Source organism: Stieleria magnilauensis, from assembly GCA_007753675.1.
GTDB lineage: Bacteria > Planctomycetota > Planctomycetia > Pirellulales > Pirellulaceae > Stieleria > Stieleria magnilauensis.
On record CP036432.1, the window covers coordinates 3,519,041 to 3,540,821 of the forward strand.

General features: G+C 58.1%; 14 protein-coding genes. 4 read left to right on the forward strand and 10 right to left on the reverse strand.

The features are described 5' to 3' along the window. Positions 1-69 precede the first annotated feature (69 nt). Both TBK1r_RS12405 and TBK1r_RS12410 read left to right on the forward strand, forming a co-directional pair. Positions 70-594: a carboxylesterase family protein gene (locus TBK1r_RS12405; RefSeq protein ID WP_145210753.1), complete on the forward strand. Its 525-nt coding sequence runs from the start codon at positions 70-72 to the stop codon at positions 592-594. Between the two features lie 292 nt (positions 595-886). After that, the gene (locus tag TBK1r_RS12410) at positions 887-1,234 is read left to right on the forward strand and encodes a winged helix-turn-helix domain-containing protein (RefSeq protein ID WP_145210756.1); all 348 of its coding nucleotides are present in this window, start codon (positions 887-889) and stop codon (positions 1,232-1,234) included. Between the two features lie 122 nt (positions 1,235-1,356). On the opposite strand, the gene TBK1r_RS12415 is transcribed toward TBK1r_RS12410, so the two are convergent. From TBK1r_RS12415 to TBK1r_RS12430, 4 genes are all read right to left on the reverse strand, one after another. Continuing rightward, positions 1,357-2,949, reverse strand: coding sequence for a hypothetical protein (locus TBK1r_RS12415; RefSeq protein ID WP_145210760.1), 1,593 nt, complete (start codon positions 2,947-2,949; stop codon positions 1,357-1,359). 63 nt (positions 2,950-3,012) lie between these two features. Beyond that, positions 3,013-3,882: a CARDB domain-containing protein gene (locus TBK1r_RS12420; RefSeq protein WP_145210763.1), complete on the reverse strand. Its 870-nt coding sequence runs from the start codon at positions 3,880-3,882 to the stop codon at positions 3,013-3,015. Positions 3,883-4,199: 317 nt separating this feature from the next. Beyond that, positions 4,200-5,603, reverse strand: coding sequence for a DUF1552 domain-containing protein (locus TBK1r_RS12425; RefSeq protein ID WP_145210766.1), 1,404 nt, complete (start codon positions 5,601-5,603; stop codon positions 4,200-4,202). 55 nt (positions 5,604-5,658) lie between these two features. After that, entirely contained in the window at positions 5,659-8,424 is a 2,766-nt protein-coding gene (locus TBK1r_RS12430) for a DUF1592 domain-containing protein (protein WP_145210769.1), read from the reverse strand. A gap of 506 nt (positions 8,425-8,930) precedes the next feature. Between TBK1r_RS12430 and TBK1r_RS12435 the strand changes: the two genes are divergently transcribed. Then, positions 8,931-10,388: an IS1380 family transposase gene (locus TBK1r_RS12435; RefSeq protein ID WP_145208447.1), complete on the forward strand. Its 1,458-nt coding sequence runs from the start codon at positions 8,931-8,933 to the stop codon at positions 10,386-10,388. Positions 10,389-11,047: 659 nt separating this feature from the next. Here TBK1r_RS12435 and TBK1r_RS12440 read toward each other — a convergent pair. Then, on the reverse strand, positions 11,048-12,505 hold the full coding sequence (locus tag TBK1r_RS12440; RefSeq protein ID WP_145208447.1) for an IS1380 family transposase: 1,458 nt from the start codon (positions 12,503-12,505) through the stop codon (positions 11,048-11,050). Between the two features lie 646 nt (positions 12,506-13,151). Between TBK1r_RS12440 and TBK1r_RS12445 the strand changes: the two genes are divergently transcribed. Next, on the forward strand, positions 13,152-14,498 hold the full coding sequence (locus TBK1r_RS12445; protein WP_419581276.1) for a dipeptidase: 1,347 nt from the start codon (positions 13,152-13,154) through the stop codon (positions 14,496-14,498). Positions 14,499-14,584: 86 nt separating this feature from the next. Here TBK1r_RS12445 and TBK1r_RS12450 read toward each other — a convergent pair whose 3' ends face one another. The 5 genes from TBK1r_RS12450 to TBK1r_RS12470 all read right to left on the reverse strand — a co-directional run bounded on the left by TBK1r_RS12450 (position 14,585) and on the right by TBK1r_RS12470 (position 21,574). Next, positions 14,585-16,108 (reverse strand): tripartite tricarboxylate transporter permease, encoded by a 1,524-nt coding sequence (locus TBK1r_RS12450; RefSeq protein ID WP_145210771.1) that lies wholly within the window; start codon positions 16,106-16,108, stop codon positions 14,585-14,587. 1 nt (position 16,109) lies between these two features. Next, positions 16,110-17,444: a tripartite tricarboxylate transporter substrate-binding protein gene (locus TBK1r_RS12455; protein WP_145210775.1), complete on the reverse strand. Its 1,335-nt coding sequence runs from the start codon at positions 17,442-17,444 to the stop codon at positions 16,110-16,112. Then, complete coding sequence (locus tag TBK1r_RS12460; RefSeq protein ID WP_419581277.1) at positions 17,441-18,565, reverse strand: sialidase family protein; 1,125 nt, start codon at positions 18,563-18,565, stop codon at positions 17,441-17,443. Before TBK1r_RS12460 ends, TBK1r_RS12455 begins: the two co-directional genes overlap by 4 nt. Before the next feature lie 154 nt (positions 18,566-18,719). Beyond that, the gene (locus tag TBK1r_RS12465) at positions 18,720-18,998 is read right to left on the reverse strand and encodes a metal-sensitive transcriptional regulator (protein WP_145210781.1); all 279 of its coding nucleotides are present in this window, start codon (positions 18,996-18,998) and stop codon (positions 18,720-18,722) included. Between the two features lie 125 nt (positions 18,999-19,123). Then, complete coding sequence (locus TBK1r_RS12470) at positions 19,124-21,574, reverse strand: heavy metal translocating P-type ATPase (protein ID WP_145210785.1); 2,451 nt, start codon at positions 21,572-21,574, stop codon at positions 19,124-19,126. Between the last annotated feature and the right edge of the window lie 207 nt (positions 21,575-21,781).

Sequence of the window (21,781 nt, forward strand, 5' to 3'; positions counted from 1 at the left end):
ACAATCCAACGGTGTCGCCATGCTGCGGCGATTCACCCCGCACCACTCACCCCACAACATGACCCACCGATGGAAAACCCGACGCTTCGCTGGACGAACCAACACCTCGCGATGCACGTGCTGGTTGCATTCGGTGCTCTGCTGTCCACGATGGCGGGAGCGAACGACGGTCTTGGCCCCGTCTATCGCGACGCGACCTACGACGTAACGGTGACCAAAGGTGAACCCTATGCGCAAGGCATGATCTACCATCCGTCCGATCCGACTCGAAGCTTCCCTCGCAATCTGACGCTTGATGTCTATCAGCCGAATGACAACCACCATCAGAAGCGGCCTGTGGTGGTATTGATTCACGGCGGCGGTTTTTGGACCGGAGACTCGTTGATGTGGTCCATGGTGACCGGTGCCGAGTACTTCGCCCAACGAGGCTGGGTGTGCTTCTCGATCAATTATCGTCTGCAGGGTGATCGCGGGATCGCACCGAAAGGCTGGCCGGATACCCGTCCCCGGTTTGCTGCACCAAGTCGTCTGCCGGCGTCTTCTGCCGACGTCTTCTGCCGACTCCTGCGCTTCGGCCGGCCCCAACCGCGATGACCTGCGGAATTCCCCACGAAGACGACAGGGAAACGGGTGGTGATGAAGATGGAACGCCATTTTTTGAGAAGGAAATTTTGGATCGTCGTTGTGGAAAACTGACCGCCTATCCGACCGAACAGGGGAGGCCCCAACGGCCCTGTCCAAAGAAATCAACGTTTCACTGCCGCGTCACGCGGGCCCGATCGCATGGCGAGCCGGACGAAGTGGTTGTGTGATCGTTTGAGCCGTTGCAAAATGGGGCTGTGCGCGTTCCCCCAAGAAATCTCACAACCTGAACAGGGGAGTATCGATGGCTAAGAAGAAAGCGGACAAAACGTCAAAGACGAAGACAGTGCCGAAGCCGGAACTGGAGTCAGCCAAAGTGCAGACCAACGGTGCTTCCAAGAAACCGAGTTCCAACGGCGCTGCCAAGAAAACGTCGGCACCTCGGCGGATCTTCGACAACTCCGAAATCGGCCTGGTCGCCGGAGAGGTTTGGCAGACGCTCGAAGATGGCGGTGAGCAAACCCTGACCAGCGTCAAAAAGAGCGTGGAAGCACCGGGTGATTTGGTCACCGCCGCGGTCGGCTGGCTGGCCCGCGAAAACAAACTCCGCTTCGTCCAATCCGGTCGGACCACCAAAGTGACGCTCCAGTAGTCACGCCCGATCGCCGTGCCAACACTCGTCCGGAACGCAGGTGGCATTGTATCAATACCACCTGCTCTGAAACCAAACGGCATGTTCACGCACGGCGTCGAACCGGTGCGACGGGCAGAGACTCACATGGGGCTCCACACCCGCGAGAGCTTCAGCTTCAGATCGATCTGGCCGTCCTTGCCTCCGGAATGGATCGTGATGTCGTTGTGGTTGATTTCTTTGACCCAGTACGGATCTTTAAACGGATGCCAAGCGGACCACAGCTGAACATTGCCGGAGACGATGTCGGACTGGTCGTCCTTGAACAGCTCTTGGACCGCGCCGAAGATCTTGTCGGCGACGAACTCGACCGCCGCCGAAAACAGTTCGGTCAACAGCGGCGCGAGCGCGGGCACCTTGAGCGCCTCGGCGAGCGAAACACCGGCTTTCTTCGCTCCCTCGTCTAGCTTTTGCCGAAGCTTCTCCTCGATCGTCTTGACAAGGTATTCGGCGATCTTGTGGTCGTCCTTTTCGATCACTTTGATGAAGTAACCGAAAGCTCCAGGGATCACCGCCGCGTTCCCCAACAAATTCGCTTCGCCGATCACCGCATGCGGTTCACTGACCTGACCGGAGTATAAAAACGACTGATGTGACTTGCCGTGCACGCGGACGTCTCCTTGCGTGGTGTAGCAATCGATCTGCAAGTCGCTGAAGCCGTTGAGGTCGTCGCCGGTCGAGCTGTCCACGGTGATCCGGTTAAGAATCAACTGAAAGCCTGTTAGCAATTCGCCCCGCCACGTTCCATTCTTGAAGATCATCCGCCCGAAGAACGTCTCCACGGCCGGGTCCTTGGCCGTCGGGATGTAAACGCCGCCGGAGTAGTAACCCGAATCATGACGTCCCTTCCGCAGCGGAGCACCCAGCGGACCTTCGGCGTCACCCAACGACTTGAAGGTGGTCCAGACGTTTCCCACCAGCGCGACGGCCTGGCCACCGTTGATGTGTGGCCCCATGTAGTACGTCGCCGAGTTTTGGCTTCCCTTTCGCCATCGTTGTCGGGTCAGCAGTCGGCCGTGGCGATCCCTGACCTTTTCAAGTGACTTGTACTTGTTTCCCAAGTCATACTTTCGTCCCGCGTTTTCATGCGGGTTGCTCGTGGTGGCAAGGTCCAGGCTGACGCCACCGGCCATGCCCGATGCGGGCTTCGCATTGGAACTCATTGTGACGAGTCGCGGCGGTGTCTGCCCGGCCCTGCGGCCGACTCTGCTTCCGACTTTGCGCCCAACTCTCCGCGCGACGTGGCCGATTGGTCGCGGTGCGTGAAAGTCGAGCGTGGGGGGCTGGCGAATCTCGTTCGCCAACGTGTCCACGGCGGATCGCACACTTGTTTGGCGGGCCAGACGTGAGGGTCGGCGAAGCGATTGCGAGAGCCGAGCTTTGCGAGCCGACGGCAAGTCGTCGTAACGCGTTTTGATCATGCGATCGAGCGGGTTCCGAGTCACACGGCCGCTCAGACTGCGGCCAACTTCCGCCTTGACTTCGTCGACGACTTCATCCATCCACCGAAGATGGTTACGGTCGAAACGCGCTGTAGCAACGGCATCTGCCGCCAGGGCGCTGCCAGACAAGACGTCAAAGAGTGCTCCGCTGGAGATCGCTGCGAAGGCTGCCGCACCGTCGGACAGAAACTGGCGGCGGTCGGGATCAACTGGGTTCAGATGGGAATCGGACATCGTAGGGTTCCTGGAAATCATGATGAATCGTTGGGGGGGGAAAAAGCGTGGCGTGGCGGCGCGTTACGGTTTGTGGTAAGCGTCGTTGTTTTGCTCGTTCGACTCATCGACATGCTTGGACGCATCGACGGTCAGCCGAAAGTGCGTGTCAGACAACGCGACGCCGCCGGGCAGAATCGAAGCGGTATCGACCATCACCACCGCCGCCTGCATGCTGTTTAGCTTGGGCACGGCGAACATCTTCTTGCGATTCACCTTGGTGCCCTCGATCTCACCGATCGTTAGCAGCAGACGACAGGGTGACGACGAAGCAGAGCCGATGTTGGCGACCTTCACTTCCGTCACTGTCGAGGGGCCCGCGGCGGGAAAGAGAAATCCGACGACCCGCAGGTCGGGTTGAGAGGCACCGGTGTGAACAAAGACGTTGTTCTTTTCGTTGGATTCCGAGATCGTCTCTTGGGAGTCGACCATCAGCTTGAACGTCGTCTCGGCCGCGCGAACCGACTGGGGCAGAAGCCCGTCCAAGTGAATGATCAAGATCCCGTTCGAATTCGGTGCCAGCGACTGGACCTTGAAACCTTTTTGCCGGGCGACATTGGACTCGCCGATTTTCTTGACGACGCAAATCAGCCGGCAGGGCTCTGATGCCTTGCTCCCTTGATTGAGCAAGGTGATGCGGACCGTTTTCGGTTTCTGGGGGTGGAATTTGACGCCGCCGATCGCAAGGTCTGGCGCGACGATGCCGGGTCTTCGACCGATTGCCTCAGCAAGCGGCGTGCGCCCCTTGGGGAACTGCAATCGCTGGCCGACCGCAGTCCTCGCACGTTCGAGTTTCTGGGCAACGACAACCGGCGGGCTTGTGGCCAGGAAGCCGACTGCGGCAACCATAACAAGGACGAATCGACGGGGTAACCGAAATGGACGGGCGGGCATGCTTGCTCTCCTCAGAGTTGAAGGGTCGGCCGGAAAGCCGGCCGGCTTGATGGTTCAACTCAGTTACGGAGGGCATTACAGAATCACAGAAAATTCTGTCTCCCGTTGCCAGCCCCCCGAGGGAGAAGCTGTGTTTATTCCCTGCGTTTTACGAGGTGTTAGCGGCAGGGCGCATGCCCTCCGGTACCTCATCGCGACCGAAACACCGGAGGGCTCGCGCCCTACCGCTAAATCGACAAGGTCCTGCCCCTCATCGTTTTGCCCCTCATCTATCTTCCATTGATGACCAGCAAGCACGTGCATCTGCCCACAGCGGATCAGATACTTTCAACCACTCCCGTGCTGTCGGCGAACGAATCGGTTTGGACGCCCAATCGTTGCAGCATCGTCACGTAGAGGTTCGACAACGGCAGGTCTTCCCCTTTCGCTTCGTCTTGCCACGGCTCACGTTCGCCCAACCATGGGCCGCCTTGGAAATTCTCACCCGCGTGATTGAAGTATTGCCCGTGCTTGAATCCCATCTGTTTGCCGCCGGCCAGAATCAACGGGTAATTGCGTGACAAATGGAATGCACTCGATGCCGATCCCAACAGCAGCAGTGTGTTGTCCAGCATGCTGCCGCTGCCGGCCGGTTCAGGTGTCGCCTTGAGCTTGCCGATGAACCGTCCGTATTCCTCGTTAAGGAAACGGCAATAGGTGCCAAAGTTCTTCCAGCCGTCGGGATTCTTCGTCTCGTGCGACAATTGATGGGCCAGATTGAATCCGACCGCTCGCGCCAGGTGATCGCTGCGGCCGACTCCGTTTTCCCGTCCGATCTGGTACGTCGCCACCCTCGTCGAGTCGGTCTTGAATGCAAGGAAGATCAGGTCGAACATCGTCTGCAGATACTCGCGAGGCTCTTCGGTGGTCAGTTCCAGATTCAATTGATCGCCATCGACACTGGGCAGCGGCGCCCCCAGCCAACGCTTGGCCTTTTCGACCTTGACCTCGGCTTGTCGAACCGAGTCCAGGTATTCATCCAGACTGCGTCGGTCATCGGTCGACAGCGATTGTCGCAGACGCCGGGCATCCTCCAGCATTTCGTCCAGTGCGCTGCGACTGAGCAGCAGCCGGCGAGCCGAATCGGCGTCGTTTTTCACAAACAGTCGATCGAAAATCTGTTTGGGGCGATGCTCGGCAGGAATCGGCCGCCCGTTGCGATCAAACGAAATGGTGTGCGTTCCGCGCGCGGTGCCCGTTCCCCCATCGGTCGACATCACCAACGATGCAAAACGAGTCTGGTCCCCGACGTATTTCGCGTATTCCTGGTCTAACGAAATCGTGTTCTCGTACTCTTTGTCACCGCCGCCGGTGGCCGCTGCGGTCAGAAACTGATCTGCGTTGTTGTGACCGTGAACGTTGCGGGACTTCGGATGCGAAAAACCAGACAGCACCGTCAAGTCGTCTTTGAGCGACTCGAACGGTTCCATGCACTTGGAGAACGTGAACTCGTTGCCGCCACCATGGGGAAACCAGGACCAGTCTTTGTAAGCCGGGTCTTCCGGCAGCGGCATCGGCACACCGTCGGGAAAGTAGAAGCAGCCGAGGCGTTTCGGGTTCTCTCGCGTCTCCGCGCCGCGAGCCATCGGCCCCCACACCGATCCGAACATCGGCAATGCCAACGCCCACCCGCTGCCTCTCAGGAATCGACGACGATCAATCATATTCATGTTCCATGCCATGGGCGGCTTCCCGTGTGAATGCTAACGTTGACGTGTAACGGTTTGGGTTGGGTGTTTACATGGATCGAAACAGTTCGCTTTGAACGATCGCTTCAACGGTCGTCCTCAGTCCATCGCCGTTGCGGCGAACGCGAGCGGTGATCGCGTCAATTTCCGCTCGATCGGAGAACGCCAACGGGCGGCCCAACGCGTACGTGGCCAGCTTGGACACCATTGCTCGGACAAATTGATCCTGCCGGTTCTGCAACAGGAATCGTTTCAAGCCATCCATGCCATCGAGCGTTTGGTGATTGAACAGCTCACTGGACGCGTCGACCGGTTTGCCACGAACTTCATCACGCCACTTCCCGAGCGCATCGTAGTTTTCGAAAGCGATCCCCCAAGGGTCAATCTTGCTGTGACACGACATGCACGCGGCGTGATTGCGGTGGTCTTCGATGCGTTCCTTCAACGTCATCTTCGCGATTTCCGGATCGGCCAGATCGATCTGCGGCACGGCGGGCGGCGGCGGGGGAGGCGGATCGCTGAGGACGCTTTCAAGCAACCAAATCGCTCGTTTGAGCGGGTGAGAATCAGGCCAATCGGAATTCATCGACAGCAGCCCGGCCTGCGTCAGCAAACCTCCGCGGCGAAACCCTCCGTCCAACGAAACGCGGCGGAAATGGTTGCCGTAAACACCCGACAAGCCATAGTGTCGGGCCAGTCGCTCGTTGACCATGGCGTAGTCGCAGTGGATGAAGTCCAACACGCTCGCGTCGTCTCGCAGCATCTGCTCGAACAAGGCGACCGGCTCGTACTGCATGGCTTCTTTCAATAGCGGATCGAAGCTGGGCAGATGTTGTTTGAAGTTCAGGAAATCAAGCAGCTGCATGTCCAGCCACTGATGCACGAAGTGTTTGGAGAAACGTTCGCTGCGTGGATCGTCAAGCATCCGCCGGACCTGCGATGCCAGGATGTCGCGGTCGGTCAGCCGCCCGGACTGCGCCAGTGTCAACAATTCCTGGTCGGGAATGCTGCACCACAGGAACAACGACAGTCGATTGGCCAATGCATGTGCATCGATCGGCGAACGCTCACCGGATTCGCCGGTCGTTGGCGCGTTGGTCGTGTTCCAGACGTATAAGAACTGTGGCGACGAGAGCACCGTTGCCAGGACCTCGACAACGGCTTCTTCAAAGCTGTCGCATTGCGGACGCATGGCGGCAAAGAGTTTTAGCTTGCGATCGATCTCCGCGTCGCTGATCGGTCGCCGCCACGCTCGGTTCATGAACGCTGCGATGGTCCTTCGCGCATCAGCCAATTCGTTGGAGTCTTCACTCGCGGTAAAGATGCGGCGATGCGACTGAGACGGCCAATGATCATACACCGGTGCAGCGACGTGCACGAAATCGATCTGGATCTCCGACGAAGACGCCGAGCTGTTGACCAAGCGGATGTATTCCGACGGGCTGGGCGTCACGCCCATCGGCGACGTTTTCCTGACCGAGTTGCGGGGATAGATTTCACCCAGCGGCACGTCCCACTGGATGATCTGTGGTTGGTCCGGGCCGGCCGTGACCGGTGTGTCTTCTTTGCTGACTCGTATCAATGCGCGGCCTTCGTTGCTGGCTTGCCAGCCGAACAGCAATTGCAGACTGGGAAAGCCATCGCCCTCGGTCTCCACTCGCGACGCTCGAACGGTCACCCGCATCGTGCCTTCATCAGGCAACTGATTGCCCAGCTCGACGATCAGCCGCGTGCCCAATCCGTTCGGCAGAATCGCGACGCAGTCGTCTGGGTCGGGAAACGCGACGGGCTGCTCCGTGGGCGCAAATGCATACTGCGCGCCGTGGTACCGCCACTCGGCCTTTGCCGTCCGACCACTGGACAGGTCTTTGTAATAAGCCCCACGCGGCGGTTGCCGAAACGTTTCCCGTAGTTTCTCCAGTTCAATTGCCAGCTTCTCTGGGTCGTCATTGAATTCCTGTTGCAGCTCACTGATCTGTTTGTCTTGTTTGGACCACTCGCGCTGGGCGGCATCCTTCATCGCGATGCCCCAGTACCGCGTCGTCGGCTTGGCGCCCGTCGCCGTGACGCGATCGAGCGTGTTGCGGGCGATTCGGTGATAGGTCTCGAAGTGCGTGACCGACAAATGCAACACATCGGAACTGTTCTCGAAGCCTTCTTCGGAGTGGGGTTCCGGCGGCAGGTCCCTGGCAAAGTCCCAGGGAACACCGAACAGGTCTTGCAACGCGTAGTTGTATTCGTACCGTGTCATGCGCCGAAACGCGGAATGACCGCCGGACCGACGCCGCACGATGGAAGCAGTTTGCAGTTCACTCGACAGCCAATCGACAAGCAGCCGCCGCTCGTCGTCACTGAACTCGCCAGCATCAGGCGGAGGCATTTCGCCCTTGGTGATGGCGGCGAAGATCTCGGACCACCAATCGGTATCGGCACCGGTCAACAGATTCGGATCAAGCGTGTCGATTCGGACGTTGCCTTCGACGGTATCGGGGCCATGACAATCGAGACAGTTTTGCTCCAAGAGTGGCTTGATCGTTGATTCGAACTGAGCCAAATTCGCTTGACGTGCTGCGCCGTCTCTGGTGCCCTCGCCTGGCTGATCCTTTCCGGAGGCGAAGTCATTGAACCGGGATCGCTCTCGCCCGATCGCCTTTAAATCGGCGAGGGTCGGTCGGTCGTTTGTAATCCCTAACGAGTGGGCGGCAGCGTTTGCGTTTGCTCGGAGCTGCTCGTCGGGTGTCTGGGCGCGGATCGATGTGGCGACAACGGCGAGCACGGCTGTCAGCAGCAACAATCGACTGGCTGTTCGTAGCATGAAAAACATTCGCGGGGGGGACCTATGGTGGCAGGTCGTCGTTCTGGCGGGCGGGATCCAAACGGCGAACTCGCCAAGCACCGAACCGGTTTCGATCAATCTTCGGCGGGAGCACGCGTCGGGACGCATCCATGATAGCAGGTGATCGCGATTTGTCTCCGCAGACCGACAGGGTTTTGGCATCGTTTGCCGCGTCGCAGAAATGACTCAAAGCCTCTGTGGAGTCCAGAAACGCCATGATCCGCACCATTGTTTTGCCGGTGTTGGCAGATAACTCGCCGGCAGGAACATGGGAGAGCAAGCAGAAGGAGCGACAAAAAAAGAACGGGCACGTGCGCTGGTGCCCAGGCTTTAGCCGCCCATTTCGCTGCTCCGCAGCGAGTAGATTGCGCCTAACCCGGATATTGCATCCGCTTATTCGACTGCCCCTATAGCGCGAAAGCCTTAGTTCGTGTATCTATTGGAGTTACGACACTTCATAGACCACAAAACCAAGGCTTTCGGCAATGACAAAGCGTAAACGAAATCGTCCCGCATTGAAACGCCTCAGAAGGCAGGCCGTTGAGGTAGATTTCGACGGCGGATCGCTCACTTCCGATGGGGGCCTCGTCCTGCTTCGCGAAGTCGACAAAAAGCTCAATTTGATCAAGCGGATCGACCAAGCGATTCACGACCCGCGTGATCCGATTCACACCGTTCATTCTCAAGCGGAAATCCTTATCAGTCGAATCTTTGCGATCGCGGCCGGATACGAAGACGCAAACGATCAACAGCAGCTTCGCGATGATGCCGCCTTTCAAGTCGCCGCCGGACGGCCCCCTCGAATCAATGACAGGTCGGATGACGATTGGGATCCCACTCTGGCGAGCCCCTCGACTCATTCCCGATTTGAAAACCGAATCACCAAAAAAGAACTCTTCGAACTCAGCAAGATCCTCGTCGACATTTTTCTTGACAGCTTCGACACCCCGCCTGATGAAATCACACTCGATCTAGACGCAACGGACGACAAGGTACACGGCGATCAAGATAAAAAGGCTTTCAATGCCTACTACGACAGCTATTGCTTCCAACCTCTGTACGTGTTTTGCGGCGACCAACTTCTCGTCTCGTATCTTCGTCCAGCCAACCTCGGTGATGGCCATCACGCACGCGGAATCACAAAATTGCTTGTTGCAAGGATCCGCCAACGATGGCCTCGGGTCAAAATCACCCTTCGTGGTGACGGAGGTTTTGCTATCGAACGCCTCATGCGCTGGTGCGACAAAAACGATGTCCACTACGTCTTTGGTTTGCCCAAGAATAAGGTTTTGGTCAAGCAAATTGCCTGCGAAATGACTCGCGCAAGAGTCGAGAGATTCCACCGTGGTGGCAAACAAGCCTTTTACAAGTGGTTTCGCTATCGCACCGGCAGGACGTGGGACCGCCATCGCTGGGTGGTCGGCAAAGCAGAGTATACCGCCAAAGGCCCCAATCCTCGCTTCGTCGTAACAAACTGTTTCTCAAGTGACGACATTGTCGACACGACCTACCATCGACCGATGGTCGATGGCAAAAGGCAGCCGCTACAAGTTAAGACTCCAGGGACATGGTGCTCTGTCGCTTATGACCCGGAGAAGTTTTATCGAGAGCACTACTGCATGCGTGGCGAGATGGAGAATCGGATCAAAGAGCAACAGCTTTGTCTGTTCGCTGATCGCACCAGTTGCACCCGTTTTATTGCCAATCAGTTCCGCGTGATGCTTTCATCATTTGCTTACGTTCTACTCGATGGGTTGCGTCGCCTGGGCCTGAGTGGAACGAAACAGAGTCGTCTACGTGTGGACACGATTCGATTGCGACTGTTGAAAATAGCAGCCCGAGTTCGAGTGACTTGTCGTCGGGTGGTATTTCATCTTTGCAGCCATTGCCCCTGGGAACCGCTGTTCAATCAGGTGCTGGCACGTCTGTGCCGTAGCGATTAGCCACTCCCATCGCATCGTGTGGCACCGCGCAGCGACTTCCGGTCGTCTGGGGGTAGGGGGCCCTCTGCCCGCAGCGAATCGATTGCAGCAAAAACCGGCTATCGTGGACAGCCTCGCCGTAACTCAGTCTAAAATCAGAGTCAACCAGTCAGCGGATGCAATATCCGGGCTAAAGGCTGGACACCAACATGCGCTGGTGTCCAGGCTTCAGCCGCCCATTTCGCTGCTCCGCAGCGAGTAGATTGCGCCTAAAGGCTGGACACCAACGTGCGCTGGTGTGCAGGCTTCAGCCGCCCATTTCGCTGCTCCGCAGCGAGTAGATTGCGCCTAAAGGCTGGACACCAACGTGCGCTGGTGTGCAGGCTTTAGCCGCCCATTTCGCTGCTCCGCAGCGAGTAGATTGCACCTAAAGGCTGGACACCAACATGCGCTGGTGTGCAGGCTTCAGCCGCCCATTTCGCTGCTCCGCAGCGAGCGGGGATGCGCCTAACCCGGATATTGCATCCGCTGACTGGTTGACTCTGATTTTAGACTGAGTTACGGCGAGGCTGTCCACGATAGCCGGTTTTTGCTGCAATCGATTCGCTGCGGGCAGAGGGCCCCCTACCCCCAGACGACCGGAAGTCGCTGCGCGGTGCCACACGATGCGATGGGAGTGGCTAATCGCTACGGCACAGACGTGCCAGCACCTGATTGAACAGCGGTTCCCAGGGGCAATGGCTGCAAAGATGAAATACCACCCGACGACAAGTCACTCGAACTCGGGCTGCTATTTTCAACAGTCGCAATCGAATCGTGTCCACACGTAGACGACTCTGTTTCGTTCCACTCAGGCCCAGGCGACGCAACCCATCGAGTAGAACGTAAGCAAATGATGAAAGCATCACGCGGAACTGATTGGCAATAAAACGGGTGCAACTGGTGCGATCAGCGAACAGACAAAGCTGTTGCTCTTTGATCCGATTCTCCATCTCGCCACGCATGCAGTAGTGCTCTCGATAAAACTTCTCCGGGTCATAAGCGACAGAGCACCATGTCCCTGGAGTCTTAACTTGTAGCGGCTGCCTTTTGCCATCGACCATCGGTCGATGGTAGGTCGTGTCGACAATGTCGTCACTTGAGAAACAGTTTGTTACGACGAAGCGAGGATTGGGGCCTTTGGCGGTATACTCTGCTTTGCCGACCACCCAGCGATGGCGGTCCCACGTCCTGCCGGTGCGATAGCGAAACCACTTGTAAAAGGCTTGTTTGCCACCACGGTGGAATCTCTCGACTCTTGCGCGAGTCATTTCGCAGGCAATTTGCTTGACCAAAACCTTATTCTTGGGCAAACCAAAGACGTAGTGGACATCGTTTTTGTCGCACCAGCGCATGAGGCGTTCGATCGCAAAACCTCCGTCACCACGAAGGGTGATTTTGACCCGAGGCCATCGTTGGCGGATCCTTGCAACAAGCAATTTTGTGATTCCGCGTGCGTGATGGCCATCACCGAGGTTGGCTGGACGAAGATACGAGACGAGAAGTTGGTCGCCGCAAAACACGTACAGAGGTTGGAAGCAATAGCTGTCGTAGTAGGCATTGAAAGCCTTTTTATCTTGATCGCCGTGTACCTTGTCGTCCGTTGCGTCTAGATCGAGTGTGATTTCATCAGGCGGGGTGTCGAAGCTGTCAAGAAAAATGTCGACGAGGATCTTGCTGAGTTCGAAGAGTTCTTTTTTGGTGATTCGGTTTTCAAATCGGGAATGAGTCGAGGGGCTCGCCAGAGTGGGATCCCAATCGTCATCCGACCTGTCATTGATTCGAGGGGGCCGTCCGGCGGCGACTTGAAAGGCGGCATCATCGCGAAGCTGCTGTTGATCGTTTGCGTCTTCGTATCCGGCCGCGATCGCAAAGATTCGACTGATAAGGATTTCCGCTTGAGAATGAACGGTGTGAATCGGATCACGCGGGTCGTGAATCGCTTGGTCGATCCGCTTGATCAAATTGAGCTTTTTGTCGACTTCGCGAAGCAGGACGAGGCCCCCATCGGAAGTGAGCGATCCGCCGTCGAAATCTACCTCAACGGCCTGCCTTCTGAGGCGTTTCAATGCGGGACGATTTCGTTTACGCTTTGTCATTGCCGAAAGCCTTGGTTTTGTGGTCTATGAAGTGTCGTAACTCCAATAGATACACGAACTAAGGCTTTCGCGCTATAGGGGCAGTCGAATAAGCGGATGCAATATCCGGGCTAAAGGCTGGACACCAACGTGCGCTGGTGTCCAGGCTTCAGCCGCCCATTTCGCTGCTCCGCAGCGAGTAGATTGCGCCTAAAGGCTGGACACCAACGTGCGCTGGTGCGCAGGCTTCAGCCGCCCATTTCGCTGCTCCGCAGCGAGTAGATTGCGCCTAAAGGCTGGACACCAACATGCGCTGGTGTGCAGGCTTCAGCCGCCCGTTTCGCTGCTCCGCAGCGAGCCGGGATGCGCCTCAAGGCTGGACACCAACGTGCGCTGGTGTGCAGGCTTCAGCCGCCCGTTTCGCTGCTCCGCAGCGAGTAGATTGCGCCTAAAGGCTGGACACCAACATGCGCTGGTGTGCAGGCTTCAGCCGCCCGTTTCGCTGCTCCGCAGCGAGTAGATTGCGCCTAAAGGCTGGACACCAACGTGCGCTGGTGTCCAGGCTTCAGCCGCCCAATGTCGCTGCGTAGCAGTGACCGGGAATCCCCTATAGTGTTAGCCCCCTTCCCCTGTTCCCGTATCAGCCTCCCCCAGAACGTTGTCCGCTATGTCAACCTACCTTCGCAACACCATCGCTCGCCGGCAATTCCTTGGCACGCTTGCCGGAGCGTCCGCATTGGCCATGTCTCGTCAAACGATCCGTGCTCAAGACTCTCTCACGCGTGATCCGATTACCGAATTGACCGAGCGACTCAACCCAAAAATCCACCAGTCGCGTGAGGTTGCCCTTGGGATCCTGAAACCCTCCAAGGCGGAAATCGATCGGGGCATGAAACTGCACGCCGAGTCGATCGTGTTCGATGCCTATGGGTTTGGACCACGAGCTGCAATCGACGGCGACGCACTTGCCGCCGCGATCGAAGCGGGGGCTTCAGCAATCGAGATCAAGGACATGCGAGAAGAGATGTCGATGACGCGATTTGTCTCCGACCCGGTCCAAGAACAAGAGTTTCGCGATGCCTGGCGAGCCTCCGGTGTGACCTGTGTGTTCAACAACGCCGGTGAAGAGGGACAAGACCCGATGCGGCTGATCAAGCGATTGGCCAGGCACACGTACACAACCGATTTGATGAGAGGGTTCGTGTTCAAGGCTGCCGTTCCCGATGACATTCGGACGGCTAAGAAACAGCGCCGCCACTGTTACTACTTGACCGGGAACGGCGTCCCCCTCGTCCAGCAATGGGTGTCGGTCGAAGACGAACTGCGGTACGTCCGCGTTTTCTCTCAGCTGGGAATTCGGATGATGCATTTGACGTATCAGCGACGCAATATGATCGGTGACGGTTGCGGTGAAAAAAGCGACGCCGGCTTGAGCGATTTCGGTCGCAAGGCGATTGCCGAAATGAACCGCGTCGGTGTGATTCCGGACTGCGCCCACAGCGGGTGGCAAACCAGCCTGGAAGCAGCGCAAGTTTCTTCGCGTCCCGTCGTGGCCAGCCATTCAACGTGCGGCGCGATTTACCCGCACTTCCGCAGCAAGCCCGACAACGTGATCAAGGCGATCGTCGACTCGGGCGGCTACATCGGCATTTGCTGTATTCCACGGTACCTGCGTGGGGCGGGCGACATCAGCGCGCTGCTCGATCACATCGACTATGGGATCAAAACGTTCGGCCCCGATGCGGTCGCGATCGGCACGGACGTCTCCTACACCTCGCAAGATTCCGCCATGGAAAACGCCAAGGTTCCCAAGCAACCGCGACGCCGCGAAGAATTCCGCATGCTTTGGCCGGACGATGACTTCAAAACAACCTCGCAGATGAACCAAAGTCTCTCCTGGACCAACTGGCCGCTCTTCACCGTTGGCCTTGTTCAACGCGGTCACAGCGACGAGGTGATCCGCAAGGTCATCGGCGGGAACGTGATGCGAGTCATCGACGCGTCTCTGTCGTAGCCACCCGCATCGGCGGGATGATCGCTCACGATCGCCACGTCAACTCGCATGCGCTAAGCCGAGGGCAAGGGCGGGCACACGAACCGTCAAGCAGACTCGCGCCGACGCAGCTCCTGAATCGATCGCCGTAGGATGCTTGCGATGATGAAGGCTGTGACGATCGCCAACACGACGGCGATGGGGCGATTGAGCAAACCCAATGGGTTTCCGCCAGACGCGGTCAGCGATTGAATCAAACGTTCCTCCAGTGGTCCGCCGAGCACCAATCCCAGGACCACCGGGCCGAGCGGAAATCCCCGCCGATTCAAAACGAACCCGACCAGTCCCATCGCCAACATGATTCCGACGTCGAACAGGCTGGCGTTGAGTGCATAAGAGCCGGTGACGCAAAACAACACGATGATCGGAAGCAGAATCTGCTTGGGAATCCGGACGAGACGAAGTCCCAAGCGGATGGCCAGAAAGCCGACCGGCAACATCACGAGATTCGCAATCAGAAACACGAGGTAAATGCCGTACACCAGCGACGGTTGACTCTCAAAGATTGCTGGCCCCGGTGTGACGTTCTTCATCAACAACACCCCAATCACGATCGCTGTGATGGAATCACCGGGAATGCCAAACACCAACGTCGGTATCCAGCCTCCGGCCAAGGCAGCACTGTTGGCCGTCGTGGCGTCTCCGATCGCATCGATCGATTCCCGATCCGCCTTCGAATCACGACCACGTTTGGCCGCGGCGAATGTGACCCACGATGCGATATCGGCGCCGGCGCCAGGCAGCATCCCGATCAAGACTCCCATCAAGCTCGACCGGACCGTGCCCGATCGGCGTTTGACTAACCGAGTCACCAATGCCGACCGTGAAGCCCCGATGATCGTGCCGAATGATACCGCCGGTGCAACGGCACACGCCCCGCTGTCACCTCGCTTGGCCTGTGAAAGATTCGCAAACACTTCCGACAACCCGAACAGACCGATCATCGCCGGGATGAACGAGATCCCTTGGTACAGCGCCACGGAATGAAAGGTGAATCGCGGTTCAAGATGCACCGCGCTCAGGCCGACCGTGGATAACAAGATCCCAAGGATCAGACTCAACATCGCTTTCCACCGAGCCCCCGCTGGTACCACCAACACACAGCAGCTGAGTCCGATCAAGTACAACCAAAAGTACTCGGTGACAGAAAACCAGCTCGCGACCGCTGCGAGTTGGCTGCCCAGCACCATCAAGAGGATCGCCCCGATGATGCCGCCGATCACGCTGCACGTCAGCGAGACCGACAAGACTTGCTGTGCCAGCCCCTTTTCCGACAACCGATACGCTTCATCGGCATAGGCGGCCGACGCCGGCGTGCCCGGGATTCGCAACAGAACCGTCGGAATGTCTCCCGCAAAGATCGCACAGGCGACCATGGTCACGATCGCACCGATCGCAGCCACCGGATCCAACCAATACGCCACGGGGACAAACAAGGCCACGGCCATCGTGGCCGTCAATCCCGGGATGGCACCGACAAAGATCCCATAGAACGCCGCGGCGACGATGATCAGCCAAACATCAGCGCGGCCGAAAACATCACCGGCTGCTTGTAACAGTGCAGGATCCATGTCACCAACCCAACCAGCCCCAGGGAAGGGGAACGCCGAGTACGACCGCGAAAACGTGATACAAGCTCGGAATGGTCACCACGGTCACAGCCACGGCGAGGCGCCATCCGACTCGCAACATCAGCAACATCGCAAGCAGCATCGCGCCTGCGGAGATCACGTAGCCGAGCGATTCACAAAGCACAATGAACAGACCAACGGCCGCAGCGAATCGCAACAACGCGTGATAATCAATCGCCAAGTTTTCGGCCGCTGCTGTGTTTGCCTCCTCGTTCAGCGTCGACCTGGAGACGCCCCATCCAAACGCACCGATGACGATTCCCAGCGCGGCAAGGATCGATGGAAGAAAGTAAGGGCCGATCGCTGACGACTGTGTTTGCTTCATATGTGGCTGATTCAAAATCTCGCCAAAGTCCGCATCGGTCTGCGTCAGAAACGCTTCAAACTGATCCCCGTCGGCGACCGCGACCTGGAATCCAGACGCCGCCATGAACTGACGAAACTCGTTGCTATTGGCGACGTTCAAAACCGCCTCCCGCATCTTCGTGACGCGATCCTCCGGAACACCTTTGGGAAACAGCAGCCCCCGCCAGGCCCCGATCGACCAATCAATGCCCTGCTCGGCAAAGGTCGCGACCTCGGGCGCCGCGGGGCTTCGCTCCCTGCTCATCACCCCCAAGCATCGAATCTCTCCGGCATCGATCAATCCGCGCGCTTCGGGGATGGAGCAGCACACGATCTCCAACCCACCGGCCATCATCTCCTGGAGCGAAGGTGCCGCTCCGTTGATCGAAACCCAGGTCACCGATTCGCTCGGTAGATCGCTGCGGTCCAACCAACCCAACAATGCGAGGTGCCAAATCCCGCCGGCTGCAGTTCCCGACGCCCGCAAGGATTCCGTTGATTGACGCAGCTTGGCATCCAGATCCCGCAGTGAATGCCAAGGAGAATCTGCGGACACGAAGATCGCTGCCGAATCTTGGTTGATCATCGCCAACGGCTCAAAGCGATCGGGCGTGATCGGGCACAGGCTGCGCCAGTGCAACATGTTTAGCTCCACCGTGGCCATGGTCACGGTGTATCCGTCGGCAGAAGCGGTGGCACCGCGTGTGTGTCCCGTCACGCCCCCGCCGCCCGTGGCGTTGACCACATTGACTGGCACACCGAGCTCGCTCTCAAGCTGCACCGCAACTTGCCGCGACACCCGATCCGTACCTCCCCCGGCCGACCACGGACAAATCAACGTGACCGGTCGGAAGGGCCATTCTTCACGGCGGTTGCACCCGACGGCCGCAAGGCATGCGACCAGCCAAACGATTGGGCAGATGAATTTCATTCCGTTTCCAGCGGGCCCGATGCGTCACTGACGATCTGGCGCAGCTTGGCCGAATCGCTGACCAACTCTCCCGCCGCGACATCCTCTTCACGGAACGTCGCCATCAGAATGTGGCGTTCACCGGTTCGACTGAAGTCATAGATGATGCGGATGGTCCCGTCGGCGGCTTGCTGTCCATCGGGATACGAGACCTGATTGCGTTCGTCCAGCAACAGACCGCCGCTCCAGGTCTGACCATCGTCGTCGGACAGGAACGCGGTCAGGTGGGATCGCCCGATCCGCTTGTCGACGGGCCCGTGTTTGACCAACAGCAGCTTGCCAGAATTCAATCGACGGATGAAAAACCTGGCGCTGGGGTGGGCGATGTTGGAAGGAGCCAATTCTGGCCAGGTGCGTCCGCCGTCGGTGGAAACACTTTCGCCGATCCCGTACCGCGTCCGCGCCAACATCCACAGCGATCCGTCGCGTCGCTCAATCAACATGTGTTCGTCAAAGGCACGGTCTTTTTCTGGGACGTTGCAACCGCCCCGCAAGGTCCACGTCGCCCCTTCGTCATCGGACACGATCACTCGAGCGCTGTGATCGGTCTTCCGCCACGTCGACGCCGGTAGCACCCATTCGCCCGACGACAAGACGAGCGGTTTGCACATCATGACTCCATCGGTGACCCGTTCGGGCGCCTCGTATTGCGGCCGAGCGTCATTCGGATTCGTGATCGTCAGAAACCAGACCCCGGCGATGGTACCTTCGTGCCCGATGGCCTGAGCCCATGCCAGACGCAGTTTACCGTCCGGGGCCATCCACAGTTCCGGGTCGTAAGCTCGAACCGGACCGGCTTCGTCAGGATCCACCACCAGCACTTCGGTCCACGTTTCGCCATCGTCGTCGCTCGTGCTCAGCACGACGTAGTTATTCTGGTCTTCGCCGGGCGTGACACCGGCGTACCAGGTTGCCCACAATCGACCACCGGGAGCAATCGCCAGACTCGGAATCCCTTGAAACGCGCGGTTGTTCGGGGAATAAATTGGCTTGTCCGGTCGCACCACGGCCGGAGGTTTCAAAAACAAATCGCCATCATCGGCGACCGCCGAGATCGTCGGCAAACAGAATAGACAACTCATCGCGGCAAGGCGAATCAAACGGCTGAGCATCAGGCATCCCGTAGTAAGTCAATGAAGTCTTCGTCATAGCGTGCCAAACCCTAGGCACGATTTCGCAGACGCAACAGTGTAGCAAGAACGAATGGAAGCGACCGAGCCGTCTAAGTCGCGTGCCCTACTCACCATACTTCCGAAAAACCTTCATCAGCTCTTCGATTTTTTCGTCACGGTCCTTAGCCCTGCCGCACTTGATGGCATCGCTGACGCAGCTCCGAATGTGCTCTTCCAAGACGATTTGGCCAACTTTATTGAGTGCTCCCATCGCGGCAGACAGCTGCATCAGGACATCGACGCAGTATTCCTCATCCTCGATCATACGACCAACCGCTTCGACTTGTCCGATGACACGCCGAAGTCGATTGTTGAGTTTCTTTTTCTCGTCGTCTAAGAACATGGGGGGAGACTTTTGGAACGGTTCGTTTCGCCGAGGCCGCAATTTTACCCTCTAAGCGTTTCTGCAGTCAGCTGTTCATCACCAACTCATAAAAGTCGTTCGGTAGGACATCTCCATGCCCATCATCACGACGTGAGCGTGGCCGCACGCAATCTCAACGCGTTTGCAATCACCGACACGCTGCTAAAACTCATCGCTGCCGCCGCAATCATGGGACTGAGCAATACGCCGAAGAACGGATAGAGCAATCCTGCCGCGACGGGGATTCCCAGTGCGTTGTAAATGAACGCGAAGAACAGGTTCTGACGAATGTTGCTCATCGTTTTGCGGCTCAAATTTGCCGCCGCAGCAACCCCGCGGAGATCACCACCGACGAGCGTGACACCCGCAGATTCAATCGCAACGCCTGTCCCGGTCCCCATCGCGATGCCCACGTTTGCTTCGGCCAGTGCCGGAGCGTCGTTGATCCCGTCGCCACACATCGCAACGGTCTTGCCTTCCTGCTTCAATTTGCGAACGAAGTCGTGCTTTTCCTGGGGCGAAACACCGGCGTGAAACTCGTCGATGCCCAGCTTCGATGCGACGGCGTTCGCAGTCGGTTCGGCGTCGCCGGTCAACATCACGACCTTCAACCCCAGATCATGCAACGTCGTCAACGCTGCTGGCGTGCTTTTCTTGATCGGGTCGGTGATCGCAAGAATTGCCGCCAGTGTGTTGCCGATCGCCACGAACACAACCGTCGCCCCCTCGCTCTGATGCGATCCCGCAGCCTGCCGCCCCGCATCCACGCCCTCGATGCCTTGTTCGTCCAACAAGTCAGCCTTGCCGATCAACACTTCATGATCATCAACGCGAGCCCAAACTCCTCCTCCGGTGATACTGTCGAATTCACTTGCCTCGACCACCTGTAATTCATCCGCCTTCGCTCGGCGAACGATCGCTTGAGCCAACGGATGTTCGCTCTGTGCTTCGACCGCCGCAGCCAACGTCAACACATCAGTCTCGTTCCAGTCGTTAAACGTCTCGACGCCCGTCACTTCCGGTCGTCCCTGGGTCAACGTGCCGGTCTTGTCGACGACGATCGTGTCCACCTTCTCCATGACTTCCAAGACTTCTGCATTCTTGATCAACACGCCTTCCTTCGCACCGCGGCCGACACCCACCATCACAGACATCGGCGTGGCCAGTCCCAAGGCACAGGGACAAGCAATGATCAGCACCGCCACAGCCGCGACAAACGCATGAGCCAGCTGCGGCTCCGGGCCAAAGACCGCCCATCCGATAAATGCGACAATCGAACAGACGATGACCGCTGGCACAAAGTACCGTGCGACCACGTCGACCAGTTTCTGAATCGGGGCGCGACTCCGCTGAGCTTCCGCAACCATTTGCACGATGCGGCTGAGAACCGTATCACCGCCAACCCCGACCGCCTCCATCACCAGCGCGCCGGTCTGGTTCAACGTCCCGCCGGTGATTTCATCGCCTTCCACCTTCTTCACCGGCATCGGCTCGCCGGTCAACATCGACTCATCGACACTGCTTGAACCGCTGAGCACTTTCCCATCGACCGGAACCTTTTCACCAGGACGAACCCTCAGCCGATCGCCCATGTGCACTGAATCCAGCGGAATGTCTTCTTCGCCATCACCCGTGATTCGGTGTGCCGTCTCGGGCGCCAGCTTCATCAGTTCGCGAATCGCACCACCGGTTTGATGGCGTGCCCGCAGTTCCAGCACTTGTCCGAGCAACACCAACGTGATGATCACCGCCGCGGCTTCAAAATACAGTGGCGGAACACCGTTCTCGAAGAAAGCCTCCGGGATCACGCCTGGGACCAGCACGACGACCAAGCTGAACAGGTAGGCTGCCAATGTCCCCACGGCGATCAGTGAGAACATGTTTAAATTCATCGAACGGAACGACTTGGCTCCGCGGACTAATAACGGCCATCCGCACCAGAACACCACGGGCGTCGCGAGAACCAACTGCAGCCAGCCAAACACCGACTGGCTCATCCAGTCCGCAATCCGCAATCCCACCATCGGTCCCATTGCGATCACAAGCAGCGGCACCGACAACACAACGCCAACCCAAAACCGACGTTTCATGTCGGTGTACTGCTTGTCTTCACCCTCGTCCGCCAACGCGACGACCTTGGGTTCCAAGTCCATCCCACAAATTGGACAATCGCCAGGCCCGACTTGTTCGATTTCCGGGTGCATGGGACAGGTATAGATCGCCGTCGGGTCTGCCGGCGAACCGCTCATCTTGGTTGCTGAGTGACCACCGCAACACGAAGACGCTGCCGCGGTTTCCTCGATCCGAGTCGCAGTGTCTCCACCGCAACAGGACGAGCCGCTCGAGGCCTCCTTCTGCGATCGTTTGGCCAGCACTCCGGCCGGATCCGCACGGAACGTTTTTAAACATCCATCGCTGCAAAAAACGAAATGCTTGCCCTCGAAATCTGCCGAACGGGCAGCGTCTGCAGGCACCTTCATGCCACAAACCGGATCAAGTTGCATTGACGGACCGGCGACCGGCAATGACGTCTCATCTTTGTTAGCGTGGTCCATCGTTTCTCCAGACTGTCAAAAGGTCACCGTTTCAATATACCCCATGGTGGTATGCAAGTCGCGTGCCGACCAGACAGCGACAGCGGTGGCAAAACGACAAATCTTCGCCGGGAAGGACGGATCTCCGGTCCGGCGATCGCCTACCCGAAGGCGGCGAGCTCGCAAGGCAATCCCATGTCAATCGGATGCGCGACTGCGACATCTAGC